The following is a 24383-nucleotide window of genomic DNA, read 5'->3' as shown; positions in this document are numbered from 1 at the left end:
TCTATGGCTTCTCCTACGACTCAATCTATTCCAGTCGTCGAACAGCCTAATACGGATCGTAAACCCTGGTGGCGGTTTGTGCAGATGTTCTTGGACGCACTGGCTTGGCTGATTGCTCTTCCTATTGGTTTCTTTTTGCGCTATGGCGATGCTGATCTCATCAATCCCTCTGGGCTGGTGATAGTAGCTGCTCTGGCCGTACTTATTCAGCTGGGTTTGGGTTATGCGCTGGGGCTCTACCGCAACCGTTTCTCCTACGGTAGTTTTTCGGAGGCAATGCTGCTCTACCCAGTAGTGGTAGTGGACATAATCGTCATTCAGATTGTGCTTCTGCTTTTTGCCTGGCATATTGATGTACCTCGGTCAGTGGTCATTATTGCTTTCCCTTTTGCCATCATGGCGATGATGATTATGCGTTATGCCAAGCGCATTGTTGAAGACATTATGAATCGTCCAGATTCGGAAAAAAGTGAACCGGTTATCGTCTATGGCGGCGGCTTTGTAGGGCGGTCGTTGGTCGCTTCTCTCATGTCGGATCCTGAAAGCCAGTACATGCCGGTTGGGATTGTGGACGACGATCCTGCGCTGCGTAACGCTCGTATTCATTCGGTGAATGTTATTGGACGGGGAACCGACCTTCCCACGCTAGTCAAACGCTATGGCGTCAGCAAAGTTTTCTATGCAATGAGTGACCCCCACGAAAAATCATTTGAGCGCCTTGCTTTGAAGATGCGGGAACTCGACGTGCAGGTACACAAAATCACCGGCATGATATCTGAACTCACTGCAGGATCTGACGGTGAGCCTGAAGATGCAAACCGCATGATTATTGAAGGTGTCCGCGGTAAGATTGATTACGACATCAACGACGAGGATATTAGCTCCTACATCACGGGGAAAAGGGTGCTTGTCACAGGAGCCGGTGGCTCAATTGGTTCAGAATTGTGCCGGCAAATTATCAAGTACAACCCCGAAGAACTGATGTTGCTCGATCATGATGAAACTTTGCTGATGGAAAGCAAATATTCTTTGCTGGGTAGTACTGCCCTGGATGATAATTGCATCATTTTGGCAGACATTCGTGATGCAGAGGCTATCGACGCGGTATTTGAAGAGCGGAGACCTCACGTAGTTTTCCATGCCGCAGCACTTAAACATGTATCTGCACTTGAGGCTTACCCCAAGGAAGCCTGGAAAACTAATACTTTGGGTACGAAAAATGTGCTTGAAGCTGCAGCTTCAGTTGAAGTTGAAGTATTTGTTAATGTTTCAACCGATAAAGCCGCCGATCCTACGACAGCTCTAGGGCAGTCAAAGCGCACTGCAGAAAAGCTCACCAGCTGGTTCGGGCAACAGACCGGACGACGGTATGTGTCGGTTCGCTTCGGCAATGTGTTTGGGTCGCGAGGTTCAGTCAAGCCCATCTTTACTCAGCAGATTAAAGACGGCGGACCCATTACTGTGACCCACCGAGATGCGACTCGATTCTTTATGCTTATCCCCGATGCTTGCATGCTCGTCATGCTCGCAGGATCCATTGGGAATTCTGGGGATGTCATGGTGCTCGATATGGGCAAGCCCGTACGCATCTACGACGTGGCGGAGAACCTTCGCCGTCTTTACGAGCGGTACGACGTCGATATTGAAATTACTCAGATGCGCCCGGGTGAAAAGCTTGAAGAAGTTCTCTTTGGCAAAGACGAAAAGATGGAACAGAGCGAGAAAAATCCTTATATTTCTCACGCGCAAACGCCGCCACTTTCGCCGGAAGAACTGGATTATTCTACGTGGCACACCAACTATCTAGCATCGCGCGGTTATCAGCGAGATGAGCATCGGGGGCAACAATAATGCCGGGATTATCCATACAAGCACCCGTGATGGTGGTTCCTGCCCTGGTCGCTCTAGTGTTGGGCCTGTTGTTACCGTTTTTTGTTAAACCTCTCTTGCACCGCTGGAATCTAGTGGATATTCCAACTGCGCGTTCTTCTCACGTCGAACCGGTTTTCCGAGGCATGGGTCTGGCAACTGCCGTGGCCGCTATGGCGGGTTTTCTAGTAGCACTTGTTTCCGGGCTCATTCCCAGCGATCGATCCGTAGCATTAGCTGTTTTATTCGGCATGGTGACCTCGGGTTTCCTAGGCTGGATGGAGGATTTTCGCGGGGTTTCCATTCGCGTACGCTTCCTGGTGCAATTGCTCATTGGGCTCGTAGTCAGTGTTGCTATCACTTTTGCCCTCCATACCTCCATTTGGTGGATACCTCTGGGGGTTTTTGCGGTCGCCGCGTATATCAACGTGGTGAACTTTATGGACGGGGTTAACGGAATCTCTGGTCTACATGGATTGGTTGTTGGCGGATTCTATTCCTACGCAGGCTGGATTAGCGGGTTGCCCTGGCTCGTTGCTGCGGGAGCCGCTGTAGCTTTCGCATATGTGGCTTTTTTGCCTTGGAATATTCGAACCGGGAAAAATGTCTTTTTGGGGGACGCCGGTAGTTACTTCCTGGGAGGTGCTATTGCCTCCATGGCAGTGGGTGCCTTCCTCTCTGGGGTCTATGTTGAATATATTCTTTCGCCGGTCATGATTTATTTGGCAGATACTGGGTTCACACTTTTGCGCAGAATGGCACGGGGGGAGCAGTGGTATAAACCGCATCGCACCCACGTCTACCAGCGGCTGACCGACGTCGGTCTAAGCCACGTGGGGTCTTCTGTGGTGGTCGCGTGCTTCACTGTTCTGATTTCTCTCATTGCTGTCGTGGCACTGCCTTATGAAACCCAGGACGCTCTCGGAGCAGGGCTCCTGGTCCTAGCTTTGGTTGCTCTCTATCTGAGCCTTCCTGCTCTTATTCGACGTTTTTCGAAGAAAATTCATGAGCGCACATAGCACACCAACTCAGTGGAAAAATATTCTCCGATTTGTCACAAAACTATGTATTCCGCTAGTTCTGGCGGGTACTATGGTTGGTGCAATCATCGATAGCTGGGCAGGTATGCTTGGTCTGCTATCGGGGTTCGCACTAGTCTATCTTTGGTTCGCCATCGATATCCTGGTAGCTCAGCGTGCTGAAAAGAAAGCACTTTCTGAAGTTGCTAGAGCACTGATGGCTACCTACATCATCAAAGTTCTTATTGGTTTTGGTCTGTTGCTTCTGGTTCCTCTTCCGCGGTTAATCCTGAACGGATGGTTTTTGACAGGGGCGATTCTTACGGTTCTACTTTGGCTTGGGGGGAGCATGCGGACCATCATGAAAATGAGATTTTTGTACTTCGATGCTCATGACTAAATACAAATTTCAGGGGATTCAGTGAACCAAAGCCAAAAGAAATGGTGGGACGGCGACAAAGAGCTCCGTAGTGCCGGTGAACTGGTTTCCGGTGGAGGAATTTCTGGCGCTTTCATGACCTTACTCTATGTCGTAATCGGCATAGCGTTCTGGAGTTTGGTAGGCTATGGGCTGGACCTTCTTTTGGGCACGCGATGGATAGTTTGGCTTGGAGCGTTGATAGGAGCCGCAGGCGGTTTCTACCTGGTTTACTACCACATGCGACATCGCAAAACTTCTTAAATTTTTCATCGAATCACACACAACTTAACTTGATGAAGACAGCTGCAAACAGCGGTTGGCACACAAAGCAAGAAAGGACTTGCCTTGATTGAAAACGGGCTCGTAACAGCCGCCGGATATGTTCCTCCATCGGTGGAGGAAATGCATCTTCCGGATCTTTTCACCGTCGGTTCATTCGGCTTTGGCAAGCAGATGCTTCTTGTTCTGCTGTCCGTCGTTATCGTTGCGGGTTATTTCCTCTGGGCAGGTCGCAAGCGTGCGATGGTTCCCGGTAAGAATCAGTTTGTTGCCGAAATGGGTTACGGCTTTGTCCGTAACTCCTTAGGTAAAGAACTTATTGGGGCTCACCACTTCAAGCCCTTCGTTCCTTTGCTTTTCACCGCTTTCTTCTTCATTCTGGTGAACAATCTTTACGGTTCAATTCCCTTCTTCCAGCTTCCCACTCTTAGCCACGCTGGTTCTGCCTATGTTCTCGCAGCTGTTGGTTACTTTGTATGGGTCGGGGTAGGCATTAAGCGAAAGGGATTGGGTGGCTTCTTCCGCGATCTCACCATGCCTCCTGGCGTCCCTCCCGTTCTATACATCATTTTGATTCCCATCGAGTTCCTTTCGAACCTCATCATCCGCCCCGTTACTCACGCTCTGCGTTTGTTCGCAACCATGTTCGGTGGTCACCTTGCGATGATGGTGGCAGCATCTCTCACCCAGTTCCTCATCATTGAGGTAGGGGGTATCGCTGCGGTTGGTTCGGTAGCTTCGATTGCTCTGGGTATCTTCCTCTACTTCCTCGAATTCCTCATCCAGTGCATCCAGGCATACATCTTTGCGTTGCTACTGGCTGTGTACATCCAGGGATCGGTCTCCGAAGGCCACTAAAAGTTTTCTCGAGTGAATCCACACTCGATGAATTAAAACGACCCGCACCCGCGGGTAGTAATTGCATAAATCAAAACTCTGCTCATTACACACATCCTATTTTGTGAGCACTGTTGAAAGGAAACAACATGGAACTTACCGGCTCCTTGAACGCAATTGGTTACGGCCTCGCTTCTATTGGTGGCGGTATCGGCGTGGGTCTGATCTTCGCTGCATACATGACTTCTGTTGCTCGCCAGCCTGAATCCCAGCGCACCCTGCAGCCTATGCTGTTCATGGGCTTCGCAGTGGTTGAAGCTTTGGCAATTCTTGGTCTGGTTCTGGCCTTCATCGTCTAATCGACGAGAGTCCTAACTGACCAATCTATAGAACAGGAATTTTCCCTATGTCATATTTGATGGCTGCCGAGGGTGCAACAAACCCTCTTATCCCAAATGTTTGGGAAATGGTCATTACGCTCATTGGGTTCCTGATCCTCTTCTTCATCGTTGCCAAATACGTTTTCCCGATGTTCGAAAAGATCTATCAGGATCGTAAGGAAGCGATTGAGGGCGGTCTTGCAAAGGCTGAAAAAGCTCAGGCTGAAGCCGCAGCAGCACGCGAAGAGTACAACCAGCAGCTCGAAAGCGCTCGTCTGGAAGCTCAGAAAATTCGTGAAGAAGCACGCGCCGAAGGTGATGCAATTATTGCTGAATCCAAGGAACGCGCCACTGTTGAAGCGCAGCGCATTACCGAAAATGCACACAAATCAATCGAGGCAGAACGCGCAGCAGCTACCGTTTCACTCCGTTCGGAAGTTGGAACTTTGGCAACTGCACTGGCTGGAAAGATTGTGGGCGAATCCCTTAATGATGATGAGCGATCGGCTCGTGTGGTAGATCGTTTTCTTGCTGACCTAGAAACCGAAAAGCAGAATGCAGGTGCTAATCGGTAATGGCAGGAGTATCTACTGAATCATTGAAGAAAGTTGAACAGGTACTAGCCGCCAATATTGGTGCAAACCCTGATCATCTCGCTCAAGAACTATTTGCTGTAGTCGATGTTCTGGATGAAAACGGTGGTTTGCGCCGTGGACTAACAGACCCTTCCCGTTCGGCAGACAGTCGCGCAAGCATTTGCTCCACCATTTTCGGTGGCAAGATTTCAGAATCGGCAATCAAGGTAGTACAGGCAGCAGCTTCGGCACGCTGGTCTAACGAACGCGATCTTGCAGATTCTCTTGAACAAGCAGCAGTTGAAGCTTCAGCTTATTCAGCAGAAGCGAACAACGGCGTTCAGGGTCTTGAAAACGTTATCAACGAATTGTTGACCTTTATCAATTCTGTGGACGATTTAGCAGAAGCGCAGACCGCACTGACTGAAGAACGTGCATCTAACGACGCTAAACAGAAGCTGGCTTTGGTCCTGGGCGGTAACCCCCAATCTGCTGAGGGTAAGTTGCTCATTGAACGCGTCGCAAAGGCGCCTCGCGGGGCAACACCTGCGCGATTGGCCGAGAAGTTTGTCGATATTATCGTCAAACGACAGAACCGTTCCATTGCACGTGTTTCAACAGCACGACCCTTGTCAGAAGCCCAGATCGAGAAACTTCGTTCTGGTCTTTCCAAGGCTTATGGCAAAGAACTGAAGCTAGATATTTCTGTTGACCCATCGCTTATTGGTGGGCTGCGAGTGCAAGTAGGAGACGACATGATGGACGGCACCGTTCAGACTCGACTTTCCGATCTCAATCGAGCACTCACCCAGCGATAGTCAACACACTGATTTAGCAGATACACGTGTACGGCCCCGTTCCCGTACACAGCAAATTGTGGACGGGAACGTAACTGTATAAAGCAAGTTTTCGATTTTCACCTCTCGAAGCAGAGTTGGAAATCATGTATAAGGAGAGCAGGGACACAGATGGCCGATTTGACCATCAATGCCGATGAAGTCCGTAATGCGCTAAATGAATTCGCGGCGTCTTACGAACCCGGCAATGTAGAACGAGTAGAGGTGGGTCGCGTATCGTCAGCATCTGACGGTATTGCCCGCGTCGAGGGTCTTCCTTCTGCAATGGCTAACGAGTTGCTCCGTTTTGAAGACGGCACTCTTGGTCTTGCACTAAACCTCGACACCCGCGAAATTGGTGTTATCGTCTTGGGCGACTTCACCGGTATTGAAGAAGGCCAGGAAGTCCACCGCACTGGTGAAGTGCTTTCTGTACCCGTTGGTGAAGGCTACCTCGGTCGCGTCGTTGATCCACTGGGTCAGCCTATCGACGACCTAGGCGAAATCCAGAGCGAAAGCCGCCGTGCGTTGGAGCTTCAGGCACCGGGCGTTACCATGCGTAAGTCCGTACACGAGCCCCTTCAGACCGGTATGAAGGCAATTGACGCGATGATCCCGATTGGTCGTGGTCAGCGTCAGCTCATTATTGGTGACCGCCAGACCGGTAAGACCGCTATTGCAGTGGACACTATCATCAACCAGAAGGCTAACTGGGCAACTGGTGATCCATCCAAGCAGGTTCGTTGCATCTACGTTGCTGTGGGGCAGAAGGCTTCCACTATCGCAGCTGTTCGCCAGACTCTTGAAACTCACGGCGCACTTGAATACACCACCATCGTTGCAGCTCCTGCATCAGATGCAGCTGGCTTCAAGTACCTTGCTCCCTACACCGGTTCTGCCATTGGTCAGCACTGGATGTACGGCGGCAAACACGTCCTGATTATCTTTGATGATCTGTCCAAGCAAGCTGAAGCTTACCGCTCCGTTTCACTTCTTCTTCGCCGTCCTCCAGGACGCGAAGCATACCCCGGCGACGTCTTCTACCTACACTCTCGTTTGCTCGAGCGTTGTGCAAAGCTCTCTGATGAGCTGGGCGCAGGATCAATGACCGGCTTCCCGATTATTGAAACCAAGGCTAACGACGTTTCCGCCTTTATTCCGACCAACGTTATTTCCATTACCGACGGTCAGATCTTCCTCCAGTCCGATTTGTTCAACGCCAACCAGCGCCCCGCTGTTGACGTAGGTATCTCGGTTTCCCGCGTCGGTGGCGCAGCACAGACTAAGGCAATGAAGAAGGTTTCAGGTACCCTGAAGCTCGATTTGGCTCAGTACCGTGCGATGGAAGCATTCGCAATGTTCGCTTCTGACTTGGACGACGCTTCCAAGCAGCAGCTTACCCGCGGTGCTCGCCTCACCGAACTTCTGCGCCAGCCCCAATACTCTCCTTACTCCGTCGAGGATCAGGTGGCTTCCATCTGGGCAGGTACTAACGGCTACCTGGATGACATCGAGGTTTCAGATGTTCTTCGCTTCGAGAAGGAATACATCAACTACCTCCGTCGTCACAGCAACGCGTTGAAGAACATTGCTGAAACCGGAAAGCTCGAAGACGACACCGTCGCCGAGCTGAAGGCAAGCGTTGAAGCTGTCAAGCGTGATTTCCGTTCACAGGGCTCAAGCCACCTTGTAGAAGCTGGCCATGAAGAGCACAAGCCTGTTTCTGACTCGGAAGTCTCTCAGGAAACCATCGGTTAGCGATTACTCCGCAGTAGCGTTGTCTTCTCCAGTGAAGGAGAAGACAACGCCCACTGAGGAAGAAAGGAAGCTCTATGGGAGCCCAGATTAGGGTTTACCGCCAAAAGATTGCTTCGACGTCGTCCATGAAGAAAATCTTCAAGGCGATGGAGATGATCGCGACCTCTCGTATTAACAAGGCACGTCAGAGCGCGGATGCGGCTAGCCCCTATGCTGCTGCTTTGACTAAGGCTGTTACTGCTATTGCTGCCCAGGGTTCTATCAAGCACCCCTTGATTAGCGATAAAAATGCTCAGCACCGCCGCTCTGCAGTTCTGGTCTTGACCAGCGATCGCGGTCTCGCAGGCTCTTACTCTTCTTCAGTCCTGAAAAAGACTGAAGGTCTGATTGAGAAGCTTCGTAGCGAAGGGCGCGAAGTTCAGCTGTTCCTCGTAGGACGTAAAGCGAAGTCTTACTTCGAATTCCGTGAGCGCGACTATGAACGTTCGTGGGAAGGAAATACCGATAGCCCCAACGTAGAGATGGCTGTTGAAATGCGTGAAGCTCTGCTTGACGCTTTCGCTCGCCCCTACGAAGAGGGCGGCGTGGATGACCTTCATATCGTCTACACAGAGTTCATCTCGATGGTGACTCAGGAAACCAAGATTCTGCGTATGTTGCCTTTGGCAGTTGCAGATACCAAGCGTATCGGTGACGAAATTGTGCCCGGTGAAGAGATTGAAGATGCTCTGGTAGATCAGAACGCAGCTTTCAACTTTGAACCGAGCCCGCAGGAAGTTCTTGATGAGCTGTTGCCCCGTTACATTGCCTCACGACTTTACGCTTGCTTGCTCGAAGCAGCAGCAAGTGAGCTAGCATCTCGCCAGCGCGCTATGAAGTCTGCCGGCGATAACGCGGACGAACTGGTGAAGAAATACACCCGACTCATGAACAACGCTCGTCAGGCAGAAATCACCAACGAGATTTCCGAGATCGTGGGCGGCGCAGACGCCCTCGCCGCCTCCTAATATCGAAGATACTTATTCAACTTTCTCTATACAGGTAAGTGAGAACAATGACCTCCACTCTGAATGAATCGGCAACCACGCCGACTCAGGGCGCTACTGGCCGCATTGCGCGCGTCATCGGCCCTGTGGTCGACGTTGAGTTCCCTGCCGGTCAGGTACCGGACATTTACAACGCTCTTACCGCTGAAATTAATATCGGCGGCGTAATCCAGAGCATCACCTTTGAAACTGCACAGCACCTCGGCGACTCACTCGTGCGCGCAATCTCCCTCAAGGCTACCGACGGACTTGTCCGCGGTCAGTCTGTTCAGGACACCGGTGCTCCGATTTCTGTTCCCGTGGGCGACGGCGTCAAGGGTCACATCTTCAACGTTTTGGGCGATGCTCTTGACGTTGACAACTCAGAAATTCATGCCGACGAGCGCTGGGGAATTCACCGTAAGGCTCCCAGCTTTGCACAGCTCGAAGGCTCCACCGAGATGCTGGAAACCGGCATCAAGTCAATCGACCTTCTGACCCCCTACATCAAGGGCGGTAAAATTGGTCTGTTCGGTGGCGCTGGCGTGGGCAAGACCGTTCTGATTCAGGAAATGATTACCCGTGTTGCTCGTAACTTCGGTGGTACCTCGGTATTCGCTGGTGTTGGTGAGCGTACCCGTGAAGGTAACGACCTCTGGGTTGAAATGGAAGAAGCAGGTGTTCTTAAAGACACCGCACTCGTTTTCGGTCAGATGGATGAGCCCCCAGGAACTCGTCTGCGCGTAGCTTTGACCGGTCTGACCATGGCGGAATACTTCCGCGATGTAAAGAACCAGGACGTTTTGTTGTTCATTGACAACATCTTCCGCTTCACTCAGGCTGGTTCAGAAGTTTCTACCCTTCTCGGTCGTATGCCTTCAGCTGTGGGTTACCAGCCCAACTTGGCTGATGAAATGGGCCTTTTGCAGGAGCGCATTACTTCAACCCGTGGTCACTCCATTACCTCTATGCAGGCAATTTACGTTCCAGCGGATGACTACACCGACCCCGCTCCGGCAACTACCTTCGCTCACCTCGATGCAACCACCGAGTTGAACCGTGCGATTGCAGCTCGTGGTCTGTACCCCGCAATCGATCCGCTGACTTCCACTTCACGTATTTTGGATCCTCAGTACATCGGTCAGGAACACTACGACACCGCAATCCAGGTGAAGGCAATTCTTCAGGAAAACAAGGAACTCCAGGACATCATCGCGATTCTTGGTGTGGACGAACTTTCCGAAGAACAGAAGGTCGTTGTTTCTCGTGCACGTCGCATCGAGCAGTTCCTCTCCCAGAACACCTACACTGCTAAGCAGTTCACCGGTGTTGAGGGTTCAACTGTTCCGATTAAGGACACCATTGAATCATTCCAGATGATTTGCCGCGGCGATGTAGACCACATTCCCGAGCAGGCGTTCTACAACATTGGTGGCATGGACGACGTCATGCGTCAGTACGAAGAACTCAAGGCACAGACTGGAGCCAAGTAATCATGGCACTCAACGTCGAAGTAGTCTCTCGCGAGAAAAAAGTGTGGACGGGAGAAGCGAAGTACGTTCGTGCTCGTACTCTTGACGGTGATATCGGAATTATGCCCGGGCATATTCCGACCATGGCTTTGCTCGCTGAAGACGGCGAACTCATCATTGAGCCGGTTACCGGTGAAAAGATTGTGACTCGTCTTCACGAAGGCTTCTTGACCGTGTCTAACAACAAGGTCATTATTGCTGCAAAGCACGCTAATATTTAGCGCGAGTCCACCAGTAAAAGAACCCCTCCTAACAGGAGGGGTTCTTTTTATGTGGTGTCTATGGATGAAGATTACATATGCGCATCAACGACGATGGCGGAAGTTTTAGAAGAGCCTAGAATCGACGTCGTCGACTCCGCGCATTGCGTCGTAATCTAAGCTGACACACCGGATACCACGGTCTTCTGCGAGTACCCGTGCCTGAGGCTTGATTTTCTGAGCGGCGAAAATACCTTTGACGGGGGAGAGCAGGGGATCTCGATTGAGCAGTTCAAGGTATCGAGTCAACTGCTCGACACCGTCGATGTCGCCAACGCGCTTGAGTTCCACAGCGATTGCTGCGCCATGAGAATCACGCGCGAGAATATCGACTGGCCCAATAGCAGTTGGATATTCGCGGCGTACAAGCCGGTACCCACTACCTAAGACTTCGATTTGTTCAGCGAGTAGGCGTTGCAAATCGGCTTCAACACCGTCCTTGATTAAACCGGGATCAACACCTAAATCATGGGAGAGCTCTCCCACCACGCCGTAGACGCGAATCAGCAGATAATCATCGGATTTAGCCGCCTGAACGCGCCAGAGCTCCTGGATATCAGGGTCATCTTCCAATTCAAAAGTAGTTGATCTCGCTAGTTCTTCTCGGTCAGCAACGTGCATAGTTGCAGGAGGACTCATCCAGTTCAACGGTTTATAAGAGCCACCGTCTGAGTGAATCAGAACGGAACCATCATTTTTTACCATGAGCAAGCGGGTAGCTCGGGGGAGGTGGGCTTTGAGCCGACCTACATAATCTACGGAACATTCAGCTATTACAAGACGCACTCCATAACTCTAACAGCTCAGCAGAGTTGGAAGCAGCCCGAATGAAGCTCATCAACTATGCCACAATATGTACTATGCCTAAACGTTCAGGATCCCGCGGTCGTTCTTCAAATTCTGGTCAGAAGCCCTCTAAATGGCAGAAAGCCATGCCGCAGGGCAGAGATATTTCTAGAATTCTGGACCCCGCACCCTATGTAGAACACAGTTTCGATGGCGACTGGTTTATTCAGTTTATGCCGGCGGTCAACGCGCTCAAAACCTATATCTGCCCTGAGTGCGGGCGGAAGATACCTCCACGTACCGCGCACCTCGTCATTTGGCGCGAAGACCACATGTTTGGCAAAGATCGAGCTATTGAGGAGCGGCGTCACTGGCATAGCAAATGCTGGCAGACACGCAGCAAATGGTAGGTGCCTGCACTGGCTTCTAATGTTCGTCCTGCCGGGGTACAAGAACTTCTTTGACCAAGATGAGCAAAGAAGCAGCCACAGGGATAGCGATGAGCGCACCAAGCACACCCCACAGTGCGCCCCCGGCAGCAACAGCGATGATGGCAATACCACCGGGTACAGCCACCGCCTTTGACATAATGCGGGGCGAGATGAAGTAAGCCTCCACCTGAAGATAAATAAAGTAAGGAATCGCAAAAGCAAGCGCAGTTTGCCAGCTATCCAACAGACATACCAGCGAGACCAGTACCCCAGCGGAGACGCCACCGATGAGCGGAATGAAAGCCAGTATGACCACAAAGAGCGTGAGAAGCTGGGGGAACGGTGCGCCGATGATGAGCATGACGATAAAGGCGAACGTACCGTTGAGCAGCGCGACAATAGCCTGACCAGCCACGTAATGTCCGACAGCGCCGGTAATACTTTCTGTCAAGGCGCTGACACGGGTGCGTCGTGAAGCGGGGGTGAGCCGCACGAACCATGCTTTCATCAGAGGCAAAGAGGAGAGGAAGTAGAGCGAAAGAATCAGCACGATAATGGTGCCGGTGATGATGTTCGCAAGCATTGAGCCTGCGTCGACGAGATTATTCAGAAAACTGCCTACCGCATTTGAATCGGCAGTAACCTCTCCGGTTGCCTGCGTCACTGCCTCATCGACTATGTGGCGTACCCCCCACTGGCGATCAATCGAAGAGAAAAAATCTGAATTCAGAAATTGATCGAACTCATGGGGAAAGTCGCTAATAAACTGCACAGTTTGGTTGGCGATTTTAGGAACAACCCAAGAAACTAAGCCCACGACGGCCAGGGCAAATATCGAAACGACGAGAGCAACACCGGCAATGCGAGGTAAGCCCATTTTTTCCAGACGTCGCACCGCCGGATCAAGACCCAGAGCAATGAAAAGTGCGCCAACAATCCACCCGGAGAGAGCCCCCACATTGGTCAGAATATACCAACCCAGCAGAGCAAGACCCACACCGACCGTCAGCATAAAACCTGCAAGAACCGGGTTGCTGAGAGAATAATGTTGAACCGGCTGAGCAGAGAGGCGAGCTTCGTGCTCGGCAGAGTTGCCAGAGAAAGCAAAGTCAGATTCTGCACGTACCGAAGAGTTGGTCGGTGGATCAAACCGCGGCCTAGGCTGGGCACCGGGAATCTGCGGTAGCTTTTGATATTTCTTACGCTGCGCTGCCGCAAGGTGTCTCAGATGGCTCATAAAATTTGAAGCATCAGTTTTTAGCTGGGGCATGGGGCTCATCTCATCGAAAAATATTAGTCTGACATCTACTGTAGCTTTTGAGATTCAGCCCATCGCAAGAATTGATTCTTTTAGCCCATAAAAGAGGGCGGATTTGGCAGGATAACTGAAGAAAGTTCATTCTAAGAGCTCAGATAAGATAGATGAGTTCGTGAGAACTATAAGGAGAATATGATGTCTGAATCACCGCACGAAGCTAACCAAAATATTGACCTCCCCGCCTCTGTACGAAACGCCCCGGATCTCTCAGAATTTTCAACCGCACCAGCAGTTGAAGAAACATCTCAATCTGCAGGCGATGAACCTACCTGGCGATTTGAAGTTGAATCCGGTGAGGATTTTCAAAAATTTGTCCAGCTATCATCGCAGGGCGCAGTAGTCTTCGCAATGTATGCCGAGCATTCTCCGGCGTCGTTAGAGACCGTAGAAAACATGGAAAAGTTGGTGAACTCGGCGCAGGGCAATTTGTTGCTTGCAACCGTTGATATCACCAAGCAACCGGAAATCGGTCAAGCATTTCAGATTCAGGGCGTGCCCGCTGCTGTCGCTGTCATTGCCGGGCAGCCTGCCCCGATGTTTAACTCGCAAGTCACCCTAGAACAACTCACCGACGTCCTGCAACAGCTTTTGCAGATTGCCGCACAACAACAGCTTCCCGGCGGATTTGAACCCAACGTTTCCCAAGAGCAAGAAAAACCGCTTCCTCCCTTGCACCAAGAAGCAGTAGAGGCGATTGACCGGGGAGATTTTTCTGCGGCTGAAACCGCCTACCAAAAAGCTCTCAACGAAAATCCCGGCGATACGGATGCAAAGATTGGGCTAGCACAGGTGGGGTTGCTGTCACGTGTTGCCCACCTTAACCTTCAGGAGGAACGCGAGCGCGCCGCTGAAAACCCCCAGGATGTTCAAGCATCCCTCAACGTTGCTGACCTTGATGTAGCGGGTGGGCATGTGGAGGACGCCTTTAGCCGATTGATTACTTTGTTCAAGGCAGTGGACGCCGAACAGAAGAACGTGGTGCGCGAACGTCTGTTAGAACTGTTTGAAGTAGTGGGCTCTCATGATCCTCGCGTGACTAAGGCGCGCGCCGATTTGATGATGGCTCTGTTCTAAGAAGTACTCCTAGGGGAGGATGCAGTATTCTGCTCAAACTTATACGGTAGAAATATGAGTGAGAACACGCATCTTCCCCGACCATCCATCAGCATGGATGATTCCACTGAACAATCTCTATCCACACCAGTTTCAACCGCTGAGGCGGTGGCTGCTGAAGTTCCTGCAGAAGCCTTACACCGACCCGCACTTGAAATTCAGAATCTTGTGAAGGCTTTCAAAGACAAGATAGCCGTAGACGGTATTAACCTCACTATTCCGAGGGGTTCTTTCTTTGGTCTGGTAGGGCGCAATGGTGCCGGTAAGACGACGTCGTTGTCGATGGCTACTGGCATGCTTCGCCCTACCGCAGGGTCGGTGCTCATCGATGGCATCAATGTGTGGGAGAACCCTCAGAGCGCTAAGAGCAAAATTGGTGTATTACCTGATGGCGTATTTCTTTTTGACAAGCTCACGGGGGAGCAGCTGATTACCTATGCTGGGTTGTTGCACGGACTGGATCGGGCGACTGTAGCTCAGCGCACCGCCGATTTGCTGGCTGCTCTTGATTTGACGGAGGCTGCAGGACGGCGCGTCAGCGACTATTCGGCGGGTATGACTAAAAAGGTGGCTTTGGCTGCCGCTATGATTCATGCCCCATCCTTGTTGGTTCTCGATGAACCGTTCGAGGCGGTGGATCCGGTCTCTGCCTCGAATATTCAGGATATTCTCAGAGCCTACGTACAGGGTGGAGGCACCGTCATATTGTCCTCCCACGTCATGGATCTGGTGCAAAGACTCTGCGACCATGTTGCAATTATGAGCGATGGTCGCATTTTGGCTGCTGGGACAACCGACGAAGTACGCGGTGACTCATCTTTGGAAGACCGCTTCGTAGAACTCGTAGGTGGTCGAAAAATTTCGGAGGGTATTTCATGGTTAAAGTCCTCTTAAATCTGAAATGGCGGTATTTTCTCGCTTCCTTTAAAGGGAATGCCTGGGTGATTGTCGGGACTATTTTCGGTTCTTTGTATCTGCTGGGTGCTCTCGTGGGATGGGGAGTTTTTACCGCGACGCAAGGGGCACACGAAGGTAATGACCCGCAAACAGCTATGTTGCTCGTGGGAGCAGGAGTTCTGCTGGCACTGCTATGGTGGATTCTTCCGATTTTTGCTTCGGGTACCGATGCCACCTTAGATCCCGACCATCTTGCGCCATATCCGCTGAAAACTAAAGATATTCAGCTGGGGCAGTTGCTGGGCGGCTTGATTGGTCTACCCGGTCTTGCGACGGTGCTTTTTAGTGCTGTGACTGCTCTCTTACTCTGGCGGCACCCGGTGTCGCTTGTTGTCTATGTGCTGATGATTCCTCTCGGACTGGCGCTTGTCCTGACTATTTCGCGTATTATTAGCCTTCTCGCCATAGAAATCAGCTCCATTCCAGGGGTAAAACAAGGGCTGATTATCGTAGGGTTCCTACTGATGATGGGCGCTGGTCCCCTGGTTGCGGGGTTAGCTCTGGGGCTAGGCGAAGCCTGGGATGCGCTCCCTTCAGCCATGAAAGTGCTGTCCTGGACCCCACTGGGCGCGCCTTTTGCCGTAGCTAGCGCGGTCTATATGGGGCACTGGGGTAAAGCCCTGCTTTTCCTGGTTCTGAGCCTGATATACCTTGCTTTGTCCTGGGTTATCTGGACGAAACTTCTTAACCGTGCGATGAGCCGCATCGGCGAAATCGGTGGAACCACGGCATCGAAACAAGTTGAGGCCGGAAACACCGGCATCTTCAAACATTTCCCTGCCAGCCCCCGAGGAGCTCTTGCCGCTCGAACCGTGCATATGTTGGTAAAGGATCCGCGCTGTAACCTCAATATCATTATGATTCCAGCGTTCTATGTACTTTTTACTCTCTTTGGACGCGTCTCCATAGGAGAGGAATCAACGGGCAATCCAGTCTTACTCGCGATGGCTGCGGTATTTGTCCCTGCCCTGGCGGGTTACGTGTATTCCTACCTCATTTCTTACGAGAACTCGGCATTTTCCATGAACGTGCTAGCTCCTGTAAGCGGTAAGGACGATCGTTGGGGCAGAGCATGGGGCTTGCTGGTGCTGATGGGGCCGTTAATTATTTTCGGTTCCCTTTTTCTGAGTTGGCGGTTTGATAATTTTGCCTCACTTCCGGCGATTATGGGGTTGGGCGTAGGGCAACTCTTATGCGGTGTCGGGCTGTCTGCCTTTGTCGATATGCTCATCTCAGTTCCCGTACCTCCACCTGGAGGAAGTCCTTTCAAGACCCCCAAACAATCGGATGGCTTTTCTAAAGGTCTGATTCGAGGGTTGATCATGCTGGTGCTCATGGCATTTGCAATTCCCGGCGGAATTCTCTGGATTGTTTATTCTTCAACCTCCAGCCCGTTGTGGATGTGGTTGAGCGGTGCGGTTTCTCTGCTGATTGGCGCCATCGTTTTCTTTATCGGTCTAACCGTGGGAGCTGCACGGTATGACGCTCACTCCGCCGAGACCCTCCAACGCGTGAGCCAATTTCGCTAAGTGAACGTTGTGCCGCGCAGATATTGACCGGCAAGATACAATAGCACCAACACAAACTGAAACCCGTGCGGAAAGAGTTTGCACGGATGACCAGGAGGTCAGCACATGTCATCCATTCCCGGAGTTGAAGATCCGTTCGCTCACGAAACTCAAGGGGGCACCGCCCTCCTTGAACGTGAGGAAACTCAGAACGTAGAACCTGGCGACCACGAACGGTTTAGCCACTACGTTCGTAAAGAAAAAATCATGGAATCCGCGCTGACAGGAAACCCAGTGCGTGCGCTCTGCGGCAAAGTATGGACACCCGGCCGCGATCCTGAGAAGTTCCCCGTGTGCCCGCAGTGCAAGGAAGTTTACGACGGGCTCCGCCCGGGCAAAGACAACGAGGACGATCAATAAACCCTCAGCAGAAACCACCCGAGAATGATGTTATTAATCTTTCATTCTTGGGTGGTTTTTCGTGTATTTGCGCCAGTCGACCGTAACGCCTGTGATATTTCCGGCCTCTGAGCAAAGGAGAAAGTATTAGAATCATCTCTGGTGCGTGGGCAGGAAACGAGTGGCTCACTAGCAAAATCAGAAGGTAGACGACTAAAGGGGAAATGAATGAGTGATTCCGAACAGCCATCGCTTTTTGACGCAGCGCCAACGCCGTCTCCCGATCTTTCTCCTGCCTTCCCTAACCGTGCGGCTTGGGGTACAGCAACCAAACTTCGTGCCTGGCAGGCAGAGGCAATGCACCTCTACTTCACCCAGCGCCCGCGGGATTTTATGGCTGTAGCTACCCCCGGCGCAGGTAAAACCACCTTTGCCCTTACCGTAGCTAAAGAACTTTTTGACCGGGGAGAAGTAAACCGTCTGACGGTTGTCGCCCCTACTGACCACCTGAAGAAGCAGTGGGCAGACGCCGCCGCGCGCGTCGGGCTTTCGATTGACCCTAACTTCAAGAATGCTGACGGTACCCACGGTCGCGAATATCAGGGTGTTGCCCTTACCTACGCCCAGGTAGCGAATAAGCCCATGTTGCACCGTGCTCGCACCGAGAACGCGCGCACCCTGGTGATTATGGACGAAATTCACCACGCTGGTGATGCCCTGTCCTGGGGTGATGGTCTCCGTGAAGCATTTGAACCAGCCCATAAACGTCTGTCTCTGACCGGAACACCGTTTCGTTCAGATGATTCACCGATCCCCTTTGTGACCTATGAGGAGGGTAAAGACGGTATTCGCCGTTCAAAGTCTGACTACTCCTATGGATATGGTCCGGCGCTTAAAGACCATGTGGTGCGCCCGGTTATTTTTATGGCGTACTCCGGGCAGATGCGCTGGCGCACCTCTGCCGGTGAAGAAATGGCGGCAAACCTAGGGGAGGGTTTTACCAAGGACATCACTGCCCAGGCGTGGCGAACTGCTCTTGATCCCAACGGCGAGTGGATTCCCACGGTTCTTTCGGCAGCCGATAAGAGACTCACCGAAGTGCGCCGTACAGTGCCCGACGCCGGTGCGTTGGTCATTGCCACCGACCACCAGGATGCACGTGCCTATGCGGCCCAGCTCGAAAAAATCACGGGGGAAAAACCCACCGTGGTGCTCTCCGATGACAAAACCGCCTCCCGCAAAATTGATGCTTTCTCCGAAGGGGAGCAGCGCTGGATGGTAGCGGTTCGTATGGTGTCTGAAGGCGTGGACGTGCCCCGTCTTGCTGTGGGCGTGTACGCAACATCTACTTCCACACCCCTATTTTTTGCCCAGGCAGTCGGTCGCTTCGTGCGTGCCCGTAAACGAGGAGAAACCGCCTCTGTATTCTTGCCCTCGGTACCGCAGCTCATGCTCCTGGCAAATGAGATGGAAGCCGAACGCGACCATGCCCTCGACCGCAAAGCACCTGGTGATGACATTCCTCAGAATCCCCTTAACGAGGGCCTGGACGATCACCTCATTGAAGAAGCAAACCGTGAGGACCGCGCCTCTGAGGAGCTGACCAAGGGCAAATTTGAGGCGATTGGCTCCCAGGCGTCCTTCCACGGTGTTCTCTTTGATGGCTCAGAATTCGGTGCCGGCGCAGTAGGCATTGGCTCGGAGGAAGAACAAGATTTTTTGGGCATCCCCGGTTTGCTTGATGCCGATCAAGTAGGCACACTATTGCGCGCTCATCAGCAAGAACATGCATCTCGGCGTCCTACCGGTTCCACCCCTCAAGTTGTCGACCACCGCCAACTCAAAGATCTGCGCAATAAATTAGCCAAAAATGTGTCTGCCTACGCGGTGCGCTCGGGCAAACCTCACGGTTCCATCCATAACGAATTGCGGCGCGTATGCGGCGGACCGCCGGTGGCGCAAGCCTCCGCTGAGCAAATTCAAGCCCGACTGGATAAACTCGCGGACTGGTTCGTCGGTCGTAAATAAAAAGAAAGAGGGCGGAAGCTACCGTAGCTTCCGCCCTCACCTGCATTCCCGCGTTATCTGACGACGGTGACGCCGCCGTCCTCCAGTTCCTCCAGAGCGTCTTCGAATCCCTCATCGGAAACAGGCGCGGTGAGCTCTGCCAATACCTGGGTTTCATACCCGGCATCTACAGCATCTAGAGCGGTCGCTTTGACACAGAAATCTGTAGCGATTCCCACGACATCGACTTCGGTGATATCCCGCTCCTGCAACCAATCGTCCAAAGACAGCTTGGGGGTATTGTCTTCAGGATTTTCATGGGCATCGCGCTCGCCGGTCATGACAGTATCCTCCGGCGCCAAAATACCTTCAAAGCCTGAATAAGCGGCCTCGAATTCACCTTTACGGAAGAAAGCCTCGATGTAGTCGGTATCGAGATTCGGGTGAGTTTCCGCCCCGTTCGTCTCTGCTTTGCAGTGTACCGGCCAGGAATTTTTATAGTCGGGGGTTTCTGAGAAATGTGAACCGGGATCTTTATGCCAATCCTGGGTTGCAACAATTGCATCGTAATCAGTGTGGTGCACTTCTACATACTCACTAATTGCTGCGGCGACGTCGGCACCGTTTTCCGTTGCCAGGCTACCACCGGGGCAAAAGTCGTTTTGAACATCGACAATAATCAAAGCTTTAGACATGGTTTTCCTCTACTTTACAGAGAATCGAATTAGATGAATTGGGATGGGATGACAGGCTCGCCTTCAGACAGTCGAGACGCCGCTCGGGGGAGTTCAGCAATCGAACGAGCGTGACGTTCGGCAGCACGACGCACACCTTCAGCCCCGGTGAACCCTTCGAGGATTTTTCCGTCTTTGACGAAATCGACCATCAAGTCGCGATCGTTTGAATCGGAAGGCGCTTTCGCGTCAACCCCAATAACCTCAGCGGTTGCTCTACCCTGTTCATTGATTTTGCGCACCGCATACTTACGACCGCCATAGGACGCTTTACCCGTGGATGCTTTTGCCACAGGTTCCATGACACCCTCATCGTTTTCGCGGGCTACTACTTTGTAGACCATGGACGACGTCGGGGCGCCCGAACCGGTCACCAATTTGGTACCCACACCGTAGGAGTTAACGGGAGCTGCGGCGAGCGAAGCGATAGCATATTCGTCCAGGTCAGAGGTCACAGTAATCTTGGTTTTGGTGTTTCCCAGCTCATCGAGAAGCTGGCGAACCCAGGTAGCCTGAGCAACCAAGTCTCCGGAATCCAAGCGGACGCCCCCTAGCTCGGGACCAGCCAACTCCACCGCGAGGCGCACTGCTTTTTCGACGTCGTAGGTATCCACTAACAAAGTAGTATCCACGCCCAAAGAATCGAGCTGCGCCTGGAAAGCATCGCGCTCAGTATCGTGCAGGAGGGTAAAAGCGTGGGCAGAGGTTCCAATAGTATTCAAACCGTAGCGGCGACCAGCTTCTAGGTTAGAGGTGCCGGTAAAGCCACAAATGATTGCTGCACGTGCTGCCGCTACAGCAGCCTCCTCGTGGGCGCGGCGGCTACCCATCTCTAAACAGGGGCGATTGCCCGCTGCTAGAGACATGCGCGAAGCGGCAGAAGCTACAGCGGAATCGTAATTCAAGATAGAAAGAATGAAAGTTTCAAGTACGCACGCTTCGGCAAAGGTGCTCTCCACCTGCAAGACGGGGGAGTGCGGGAAAAAAACTTCACCCTCGGCATACCCAAAAATGTTGCCGCTGAACGAGAAATTACTCAGATATTCCAGAGTCTCATCGTTCACCACGTGAGTGTTCGCTAAGAAATCTAGTTCTTCTTTTTCGAACTTAAAATTCTTGAGTCCTTCCAGAAACCTGCCGGTTCCGGCTAACACTCCGTACCGGCGTCCGGCAGGGAGCCGACGCGTAAATACTTCAAAGAAGCTATGGCGGTGAGCGGCACCAGACTTCAAAGCGGCCTGGAGCATGGTGAGCTCATAATGATCAGTCAATAATGCTGTTGAGGTAGACACAGGCTATATTTTACGGGTAAAACGCTTAGAGGAATATGTTCAGCGCTTCGTGTGTTGAGAACAGCAGAATAAACTAAACCCTGGCTCAACCGGCAGATGAACAAATAGTGAAAAATAGCTGAGTAAATTCAAGGCAAATTTAGGATAGGCTGAGGGAAAGTGACAGGGTGTGGTCAAAGATGCCCCGCTGAACCAAAGGCTCACGCAAGGGAAAATAAGGAGATTGTTACATGTCAGCTGCACCCCAGGAAGCTCTTGAAGCGGCATTCGCTCAAGAGACAGAATTTGAGGTTGCACCGGGCGTGCCCTGGCAAGTCATTGTTTGGAACGATCCCGTAAATCTGATGAGCTACGTAACCTATGTATTTCGCTCCTATTTTGGATTCAGCAAAGACAAAGCACACCGCCTCATGATGCAGGTGCACGAGCAAGGAAAAACCGTCGTTTTCACCGGTTCCCGCGAAGAAGCTGAAAAGCACACACAAGCAATGCACGGCTGGGGACTCTGGGCAACTTTTGAAAGGGTGAGCGAATAAATGGCGCAAGGATTCAAGAGCGGCCGCAAAGGGCTGACTGCCCGCTTTAATACAGAAGAAGCATCTCTGCTCCAAAAGCTGTTTACCGATGTCGCCACCACCCTCGAACCCGATACTGACGAAGGACAAGACCCGCTAGCGGCGTTGGTAGGTATTTCAGAAAACGTTTCAGCACCTACCGACCCGGCGCTCGCACGAATGCTCCCGGTAGCGAGCGACGACCCAGAAGTTGCCGACGAATACCGCCGTTATACAGAGATTTCACTGCGCCAGGAAAAAATTGGCTACTTGCAACTAGCCGCGATGGATCTAGAAAAACTCGATGTCGTTCTCGACGCTGAGCATGCCCGCGCATGGGCAGCTGCACTCAATGATGTTCGGCTGACACTCGCAGCCCGCCTCAACATCCAGAACGAAAACGATGCTCAGCTCATTGCAGAAAAAACCGACTGGAATGCTGTTGAAGACATCGAAGACTATATGTCGCTAATTTATAACTTTGTCTCTTGGCTTCTCGATACCCTCATGGAAGCCATGTTGGATTCACTGAACTAAATGAATAACACCGTGATATTCGCCCTGAAACATGGGCAAGTAATGCAAATTCCACTGTCTTAGAAATTCTCACTGTATTCTCAGAGATAGCATGTCATACGAAGAAACCGCCACAGTAATGACCCCTTGGGGCTCTCACATTTCCGCGCAGCCTACACCTGCAGCGCCCATCGGCGTTTTTGACTCGGGTGTAGGAGGATTGACCGTAGCTCGCGCAGTGATGGATCAGCTGCCGCACGAAAACATTATTTATGTAGGCGACACAGCCCACGGCCCTTACGGGCCTCTCCCGATAGCTTCGGTGCGCGCTAACGCTCTGCGCATTATGGACGAATTGGTAGATGCCGGAGTGAAAATGCTGGTGATTGCCTGCAATACTGCCTCGGCTGCTGTACTTCGAGACGCCCGAGAACGATACACTCGTGTTTATGGGATTCCCGTCGTCGAGGTAATTCAACCTGCTGCACGCCGGGCAGTATCTGCTACGCGCAATGGAAAAATCGGTGTGATTGCTACCGAAGCAACGGTGACATCACGAGCCTATGAAGACACCTTTACCGTCAGCGGTTATGATATTTTTTCAGTGGCGTGCCCACGCTTTGTGGAGTTCGTAGAACGGGGTATTACCTCCGGCCCAGAGCTTCTAGCCACCGCTGAAGAATATCTGCGTCCCCTCAAAGAGGCTGGAGTAGACACACTGGTGCTCGGGTGTACTCACTACCCGCTTCTCACCGGCGTTATTTCATACATTATGGGTGAATCGGTCACGCTTGTTTCTTCGTCGGAAGAATCTGCAAAAGACGTTTACCGTGCGCTCGTTGCCCATAACATGGAACGCACCGATAACACCCCCACCCATTACGATTTTCTTGCCACCGGGGAAACAGAATCGTTCGAGAAACTAGCACGCCGCTTCTTAGGACCCGAAGTGGCTACCGTGCGTCAAACCGATTCAGTGGCCCAGCAATTCCCCACAGGTTCTTTGGCGACCCTCACCCCAGAGATGTTGAGCAACGCCCAAAAAACCATCGCGCCCGAACTATTTGGCGCACCTGACAATGCCTTGGAACAGGACATAACATGAGATTGACGGTTATCGGATGCTCGGGTTCTTTTCCCAGCTCTATTTCCCCGGCGTCTTGCTATATGATTGCCGCCACGGACGGGTTTGGTCGAACGTGGCGAGTACTAGTTGATATGGGCAATGGTGCCCTCGGCGTACTGCAACGGCATGTTGATCTTTCAGAGATTGATGCCATCTTGATTTCCCATCTTCACCCCGATCACTGCATTGATTTATCTGGTGTACACGTGGCAGTGAAGTGGGATCCACGTGGATGGCCCAAAGGCCCTATCCCGTTGTATGGTCCCACGGATATTCACCAGTACCTTCTTAACACTCATGGGCTGACGATGGAAACCGGTATGCACACCGAGTTTGATTTCCATTCCTGGACCCCCCAGCAAGCCATCAAGATTGGCCCTTTTACGGTAACCCCTTATGAGGTACAGCATCCTGTTAAAGAGCCCTATGCTCTGCGGATTGAATGCGATTCGGAAGAAGGTCACACCGTTCTGACGTATTCGGGCGACACGGATTCCTGCCAGGGGCTGGTGGATGCTGCACGAAACGCAGACCTCTTTCTTTGCGAAGCCGCTTATCAGGAAGGTCGAGATGATCACCTGCGTGGCATCCACCTCAGCGGTAAACGTGCAGGTCTTGCTGCCCAAGAGGCGAACGTCCGCAACCTGTTGCTGACTCACTTACCCATCTGGAATGACCCTGCAGAAATTCTTGCAGAAGCCCAAGAAATGTTCGACGGCGGCATTGGGGTGGCAGAAACCAGCGCCACCTATCAGGTACATCCTCGCCCCGATGACTCGCCGACACAGACCACAACCCTGCAAGTCATCAACAAAACACTTCCCTAAACTTTTCTCGCTTCAATCATTCAC

Annotated in this window: 26 protein-coding genes; 22 read left to right on the top strand and 4 right to left on the bottom strand. The window is 52.0% G+C overall.

The window, feature by feature from the left end:
- Window positions 1-3: 3 nt before the first annotated feature.
- The 12 genes from A7E48_RS10970 to A7E48_RS05160 all read left to right on the top strand — a co-directional run bounded on the left by A7E48_RS10970 (window position 4) and on the right by A7E48_RS05160 (window position 10752).
- Window positions 4-1851, top strand: a complete 1848-nt coding sequence (locus A7E48_RS10970) for a nucleoside-diphosphate sugar epimerase/dehydratase (RefSeq protein WP_068170365.1) — start codon at window positions 4-6, stop codon at window positions 1849-1851.
- Window positions 1851-2888, top strand: coding sequence for a glycosyltransferase family 4 protein (locus A7E48_RS05210; protein WP_233125991.1), 1038 nt, complete (start codon window positions 1851-1853; stop codon window positions 2886-2888). The genes A7E48_RS10970 and A7E48_RS05210 overlap by 1 nt, the downstream gene beginning before the upstream one ends.
- A complete protein-coding gene (locus A7E48_RS05205) occupies window positions 2875-3288 on the top strand; it encodes a hypothetical protein (RefSeq protein ID WP_068170363.1) in 414 nt (137 codons plus the stop codon). The genes A7E48_RS05210 and A7E48_RS05205 overlap by 14 nt, the downstream gene beginning before the upstream one ends.
- Before the next feature lie 21 nt (window positions 3289-3309).
- Window positions 3310-3570 carry a hypothetical protein gene (locus A7E48_RS05200; RefSeq protein WP_068170360.1) on the top strand — a complete coding sequence of 87 codons (261 nt, stop codon included), beginning with the start codon at window positions 3310-3312 and terminating at the stop codon, window positions 3568-3570.
- Window positions 3571-3654: 84 nt separating this feature from the next.
- Window positions 3655-4446 carry a F0F1 ATP synthase subunit A gene (atpB, locus tag A7E48_RS05195; RefSeq protein WP_068170356.1) on the top strand — a complete coding sequence of 264 codons (792 nt, stop codon included), beginning with the start codon at window positions 3655-3657 and terminating at the stop codon, window positions 4444-4446.
- Between the two features lie 128 nt (window positions 4447-4574).
- Window positions 4575-4784: an ATP synthase F0 subunit C gene (gene atpE, locus A7E48_RS05190; RefSeq protein WP_186303135.1), complete on the top strand. Its 210-nt coding sequence runs from the start codon at window positions 4575-4577 to the stop codon at window positions 4782-4784.
- 47 nt (window positions 4785-4831) lie between these two features.
- Complete coding sequence (locus A7E48_RS05185; protein WP_068170352.1) at window positions 4832-5380, top strand: F0F1 ATP synthase subunit B; 549 nt, start codon at window positions 4832-4834, stop codon at window positions 5378-5380.
- Entirely contained in the window at window positions 5380-6198 is an 819-nt protein-coding gene (locus tag A7E48_RS05180) for a F0F1 ATP synthase subunit delta (RefSeq protein ID WP_068170349.1), read from the top strand. Before A7E48_RS05185 ends, A7E48_RS05180 begins: the two co-directional genes overlap by 1 nt.
- A gap of 150 nt (window positions 6199-6348) precedes the next feature.
- The gene (atpA, locus tag A7E48_RS05175) at window positions 6349-7974 is read left to right on the top strand and encodes a F0F1 ATP synthase subunit alpha (protein ID WP_068170348.1); all 1626 of its coding nucleotides are present in this window, start codon (window positions 6349-6351) and stop codon (window positions 7972-7974) included.
- Window positions 7975-8048: 74 nt separating this feature from the next.
- Complete coding sequence (locus A7E48_RS05170; RefSeq protein ID WP_068170347.1) at window positions 8049-8981, top strand: F0F1 ATP synthase subunit gamma; 933 nt, start codon at window positions 8049-8051, stop codon at window positions 8979-8981.
- A gap of 47 nt (window positions 8982-9028) precedes the next feature.
- On the top strand, window positions 9029-10492 hold the full coding sequence (atpD, locus tag A7E48_RS05165; RefSeq protein WP_068170344.1) for a F0F1 ATP synthase subunit beta: 1464 nt from the start codon (window positions 9029-9031) through the stop codon (window positions 10490-10492).
- 2 nt (window positions 10493-10494) lie between these two features.
- Entirely contained in the window at window positions 10495-10752 is a 258-nt protein-coding gene (locus tag A7E48_RS05160; protein ID WP_068170342.1) for a F0F1 ATP synthase subunit epsilon, read from the top strand.
- 105 nt (window positions 10753-10857) lie between these two features.
- On the opposite strand, the gene nucS is transcribed toward A7E48_RS05160, so the two are convergent.
- On the bottom strand, window positions 10858-11577 hold the full coding sequence (gene nucS, locus A7E48_RS05155) for an endonuclease NucS (RefSeq protein WP_068170341.1): 720 nt from the start codon (window positions 11575-11577) through the stop codon (window positions 10858-10860).
- Window positions 11578-11651: 74 nt separating this feature from the next.
- Here nucS and A7E48_RS05150 point away from each other — a divergent pair, with 74 nt between their 5' ends.
- Window positions 11652-11987: an ATP/GTP-binding protein gene (locus tag A7E48_RS05150; protein ID WP_068170339.1), complete on the top strand. Its 336-nt coding sequence runs from the start codon at window positions 11652-11654 to the stop codon at window positions 11985-11987.
- A gap of 16 nt (window positions 11988-12003) precedes the next feature.
- Here A7E48_RS05150 and A7E48_RS05145 read toward each other — a convergent pair whose 3' ends face one another.
- Window positions 12004-13278 (bottom strand): AI-2E family transporter, encoded by a 1275-nt coding sequence (locus tag A7E48_RS05145; RefSeq protein ID WP_233125990.1) that lies wholly within the window; start codon window positions 13276-13278, stop codon window positions 12004-12006.
- Between the two features lie 183 nt (window positions 13279-13461).
- Here A7E48_RS05145 and A7E48_RS05140 point away from each other — a divergent pair, with 183 nt between their 5' ends.
- The 5 genes from A7E48_RS05140 (at window position 13462) to A7E48_RS05120 (ending at window position 19331) form a co-directional block, all read left to right on the top strand.
- Complete coding sequence (locus A7E48_RS05140) at window positions 13462-14400, top strand: tetratricopeptide repeat protein (protein WP_233125989.1); 939 nt, start codon at window positions 13462-13464, stop codon at window positions 14398-14400.
- 93 nt (window positions 14401-14493) lie between these two features.
- Window positions 14494-15333: an ABC transporter ATP-binding protein gene (locus A7E48_RS05135; RefSeq protein WP_068170331.1), complete on the top strand. Its 840-nt coding sequence runs from the start codon at window positions 14494-14496 to the stop codon at window positions 15331-15333.
- A gap of 47 nt (window positions 15334-15380) precedes the next feature.
- Window positions 15381-16925: a hypothetical protein gene (locus A7E48_RS05130; protein WP_068170329.1), complete on the top strand. Its 1545-nt coding sequence runs from the start codon at window positions 15381-15383 to the stop codon at window positions 16923-16925.
- Window positions 16926-17030: 105 nt separating this feature from the next.
- Window positions 17031-17324, top strand: a complete 294-nt coding sequence (locus A7E48_RS05125; protein ID WP_068170328.1) for a DUF3039 domain-containing protein — start codon at window positions 17031-17033, stop codon at window positions 17322-17324.
- Window positions 17325-17531: 207 nt separating this feature from the next.
- The gene (locus A7E48_RS05120; RefSeq protein WP_068170326.1) at window positions 17532-19331 is read left to right on the top strand and encodes a DEAD/DEAH box helicase; all 1800 of its coding nucleotides are present in this window, start codon (window positions 17532-17534) and stop codon (window positions 19329-19331) included.
- A 53-nt stretch (window positions 19332-19384) separates the two neighbouring features.
- On the opposite strand, the gene A7E48_RS05115 is transcribed toward A7E48_RS05120, so the two are convergent.
- The gene (locus A7E48_RS05115; RefSeq protein ID WP_068170324.1) at window positions 19385-20005 is read right to left on the bottom strand and encodes an isochorismatase family protein; all 621 of its coding nucleotides are present in this window, start codon (window positions 20003-20005) and stop codon (window positions 19385-19387) included.
- Between the two features lie 29 nt (window positions 20006-20034).
- Window positions 20035-21336, bottom strand: coding sequence for a nicotinate phosphoribosyltransferase (locus A7E48_RS05110; RefSeq protein WP_255376900.1), 1302 nt, complete (start codon window positions 21334-21336; stop codon window positions 20035-20037).
- 230 nt (window positions 21337-21566) lie between these two features.
- Here A7E48_RS05110 and clpS point away from each other — a divergent pair, with 230 nt between their 5' ends.
- The 4 genes from clpS (at window position 21567) to A7E48_RS05090 (ending at window position 24359) form a co-directional block, all read left to right on the top strand.
- Window positions 21567-21872: an ATP-dependent Clp protease adapter ClpS gene (clpS, locus tag A7E48_RS05105; RefSeq protein WP_068170322.1), complete on the top strand. Its 306-nt coding sequence runs from the start codon at window positions 21567-21569 to the stop codon at window positions 21870-21872.
- Window positions 21873-22427, top strand: coding sequence for a DUF2017 domain-containing protein (locus tag A7E48_RS05100; protein ID WP_068170320.1), 555 nt, complete (start codon window positions 21873-21875; stop codon window positions 22425-22427).
- A gap of 118 nt (window positions 22428-22545) precedes the next feature.
- Window positions 22546-23511 (top strand): glutamate racemase, encoded by a 966-nt coding sequence (gene murI / locus A7E48_RS05095; protein ID WP_198924124.1) that lies wholly within the window; start codon window positions 22546-22548, stop codon window positions 23509-23511.
- Complete coding sequence (locus tag A7E48_RS05090; protein ID WP_068170316.1) at window positions 23508-24359, top strand: MBL fold metallo-hydrolase; 852 nt, start codon at window positions 23508-23510, stop codon at window positions 24357-24359. Before murI ends, A7E48_RS05090 begins: the two co-directional genes overlap by 4 nt.
- The last annotated feature ends 24 nt before the right edge of the window (window positions 24360-24383 follow it).

The sequence above is a fragment of the Rothia sp. ND6WE1A genome (assembly GCF_001683935.1).
In the GTDB taxonomy this organism is placed as follows: domain Bacteria; phylum Actinomycetota; class Actinomycetes; order Actinomycetales; family Micrococcaceae; genus Rothia; species Rothia amarae.
The sequence above is the reverse complement of the archived record's forward strand: the minus strand, read 5'-3'. Positions and strand labels throughout refer to the sequence as shown.

Coding starts and splice junctions, on each gene's coding strand:
- A7E48_RS10970 (WP_068170365.1), top strand. CDS start 4: ATGGCTTCTCCTACGACTCAATCTATTCCAGTCGTCGAACAGCCTAAT.
- A7E48_RS05210 (WP_233125991.1), top strand. CDS start 1,851: ATGCCGGGATTATCCATACAAGCACCCGTGATGGTGGTTCCTGCCCTG.
- A7E48_RS05205 (WP_068170363.1), top strand. CDS start 2,875: ATGAGCGCACATAGCACACCAACTCAGTGGAAAAATATTCTCCGATTT.
- atpE (WP_186303135.1), top strand. CDS start 4,575: ATGGAACTTACCGGCTCCTTGAACGCAATTGGTTACGGCCTCGCTTCT.
- A7E48_RS05185 (WP_068170352.1), top strand. CDS start 4,832: ATGTCATATTTGATGGCTGCCGAGGGTGCAACAAACCCTCTTATCCCA.
- A7E48_RS05180 (WP_068170349.1), top strand. CDS start 5,380: ATGGCAGGAGTATCTACTGAATCATTGAAGAAAGTTGAACAGGTACTA.
- atpA (WP_068170348.1), top strand. CDS start 6,349: ATGGCCGATTTGACCATCAATGCCGATGAAGTCCGTAATGCGCTAAAT.
- A7E48_RS05170 (WP_068170347.1), top strand. CDS start 8,049: ATGGGAGCCCAGATTAGGGTTTACCGCCAAAAGATTGCTTCGACGTCG.
- atpD (WP_068170344.1), top strand. CDS start 9,029: ATGACCTCCACTCTGAATGAATCGGCAACCACGCCGACTCAGGGCGCT.
- A7E48_RS05160 (WP_068170342.1), top strand. CDS start 10,495: ATGGCACTCAACGTCGAAGTAGTCTCTCGCGAGAAAAAAGTGTGGACG.
- A7E48_RS05150 (WP_068170339.1), top strand. CDS start 11,652: ATGCCTAAACGTTCAGGATCCCGCGGTCGTTCTTCAAATTCTGGTCAG.
- A7E48_RS05145 (WP_233125990.1), bottom strand. CDS start 13,278: ATGCCCCAGCTAAAAACTGATGCTTCAAATTTTATGAGCCATCTGAGA.
- A7E48_RS05140 (WP_233125989.1), top strand. CDS start 13,462: ATGTCTGAATCACCGCACGAAGCTAACCAAAATATTGACCTCCCCGCC.
- A7E48_RS05135 (WP_068170331.1), top strand. CDS start 14,494: ATGGATGATTCCACTGAACAATCTCTATCCACACCAGTTTCAACCGCT.
- A7E48_RS05125 (WP_068170328.1), top strand. CDS start 17,031: ATGTCATCCATTCCCGGAGTTGAAGATCCGTTCGCTCACGAAACTCAA.
- A7E48_RS05120 (WP_068170326.1), top strand. CDS start 17,532: ATGAGTGATTCCGAACAGCCATCGCTTTTTGACGCAGCGCCAACGCCG.
- A7E48_RS05115 (WP_068170324.1), bottom strand. CDS start 20,005: ATGTCTAAAGCTTTGATTATTGTCGATGTTCAAAACGACTTTTGCCCC.
- clpS (WP_068170322.1), top strand. CDS start 21,567: ATGTCAGCTGCACCCCAGGAAGCTCTTGAAGCGGCATTCGCTCAAGAG.
- A7E48_RS05100 (WP_068170320.1), top strand. CDS start 21,873: ATGGCGCAAGGATTCAAGAGCGGCCGCAAAGGGCTGACTGCCCGCTTT.
- murI (WP_198924124.1), top strand. CDS start 22,546: ATGACCCCTTGGGGCTCTCACATTTCCGCGCAGCCTACACCTGCAGCG.
- A7E48_RS05090 (WP_068170316.1), top strand. CDS start 23,508: ATGAGATTGACGGTTATCGGATGCTCGGGTTCTTTTCCCAGCTCTATT.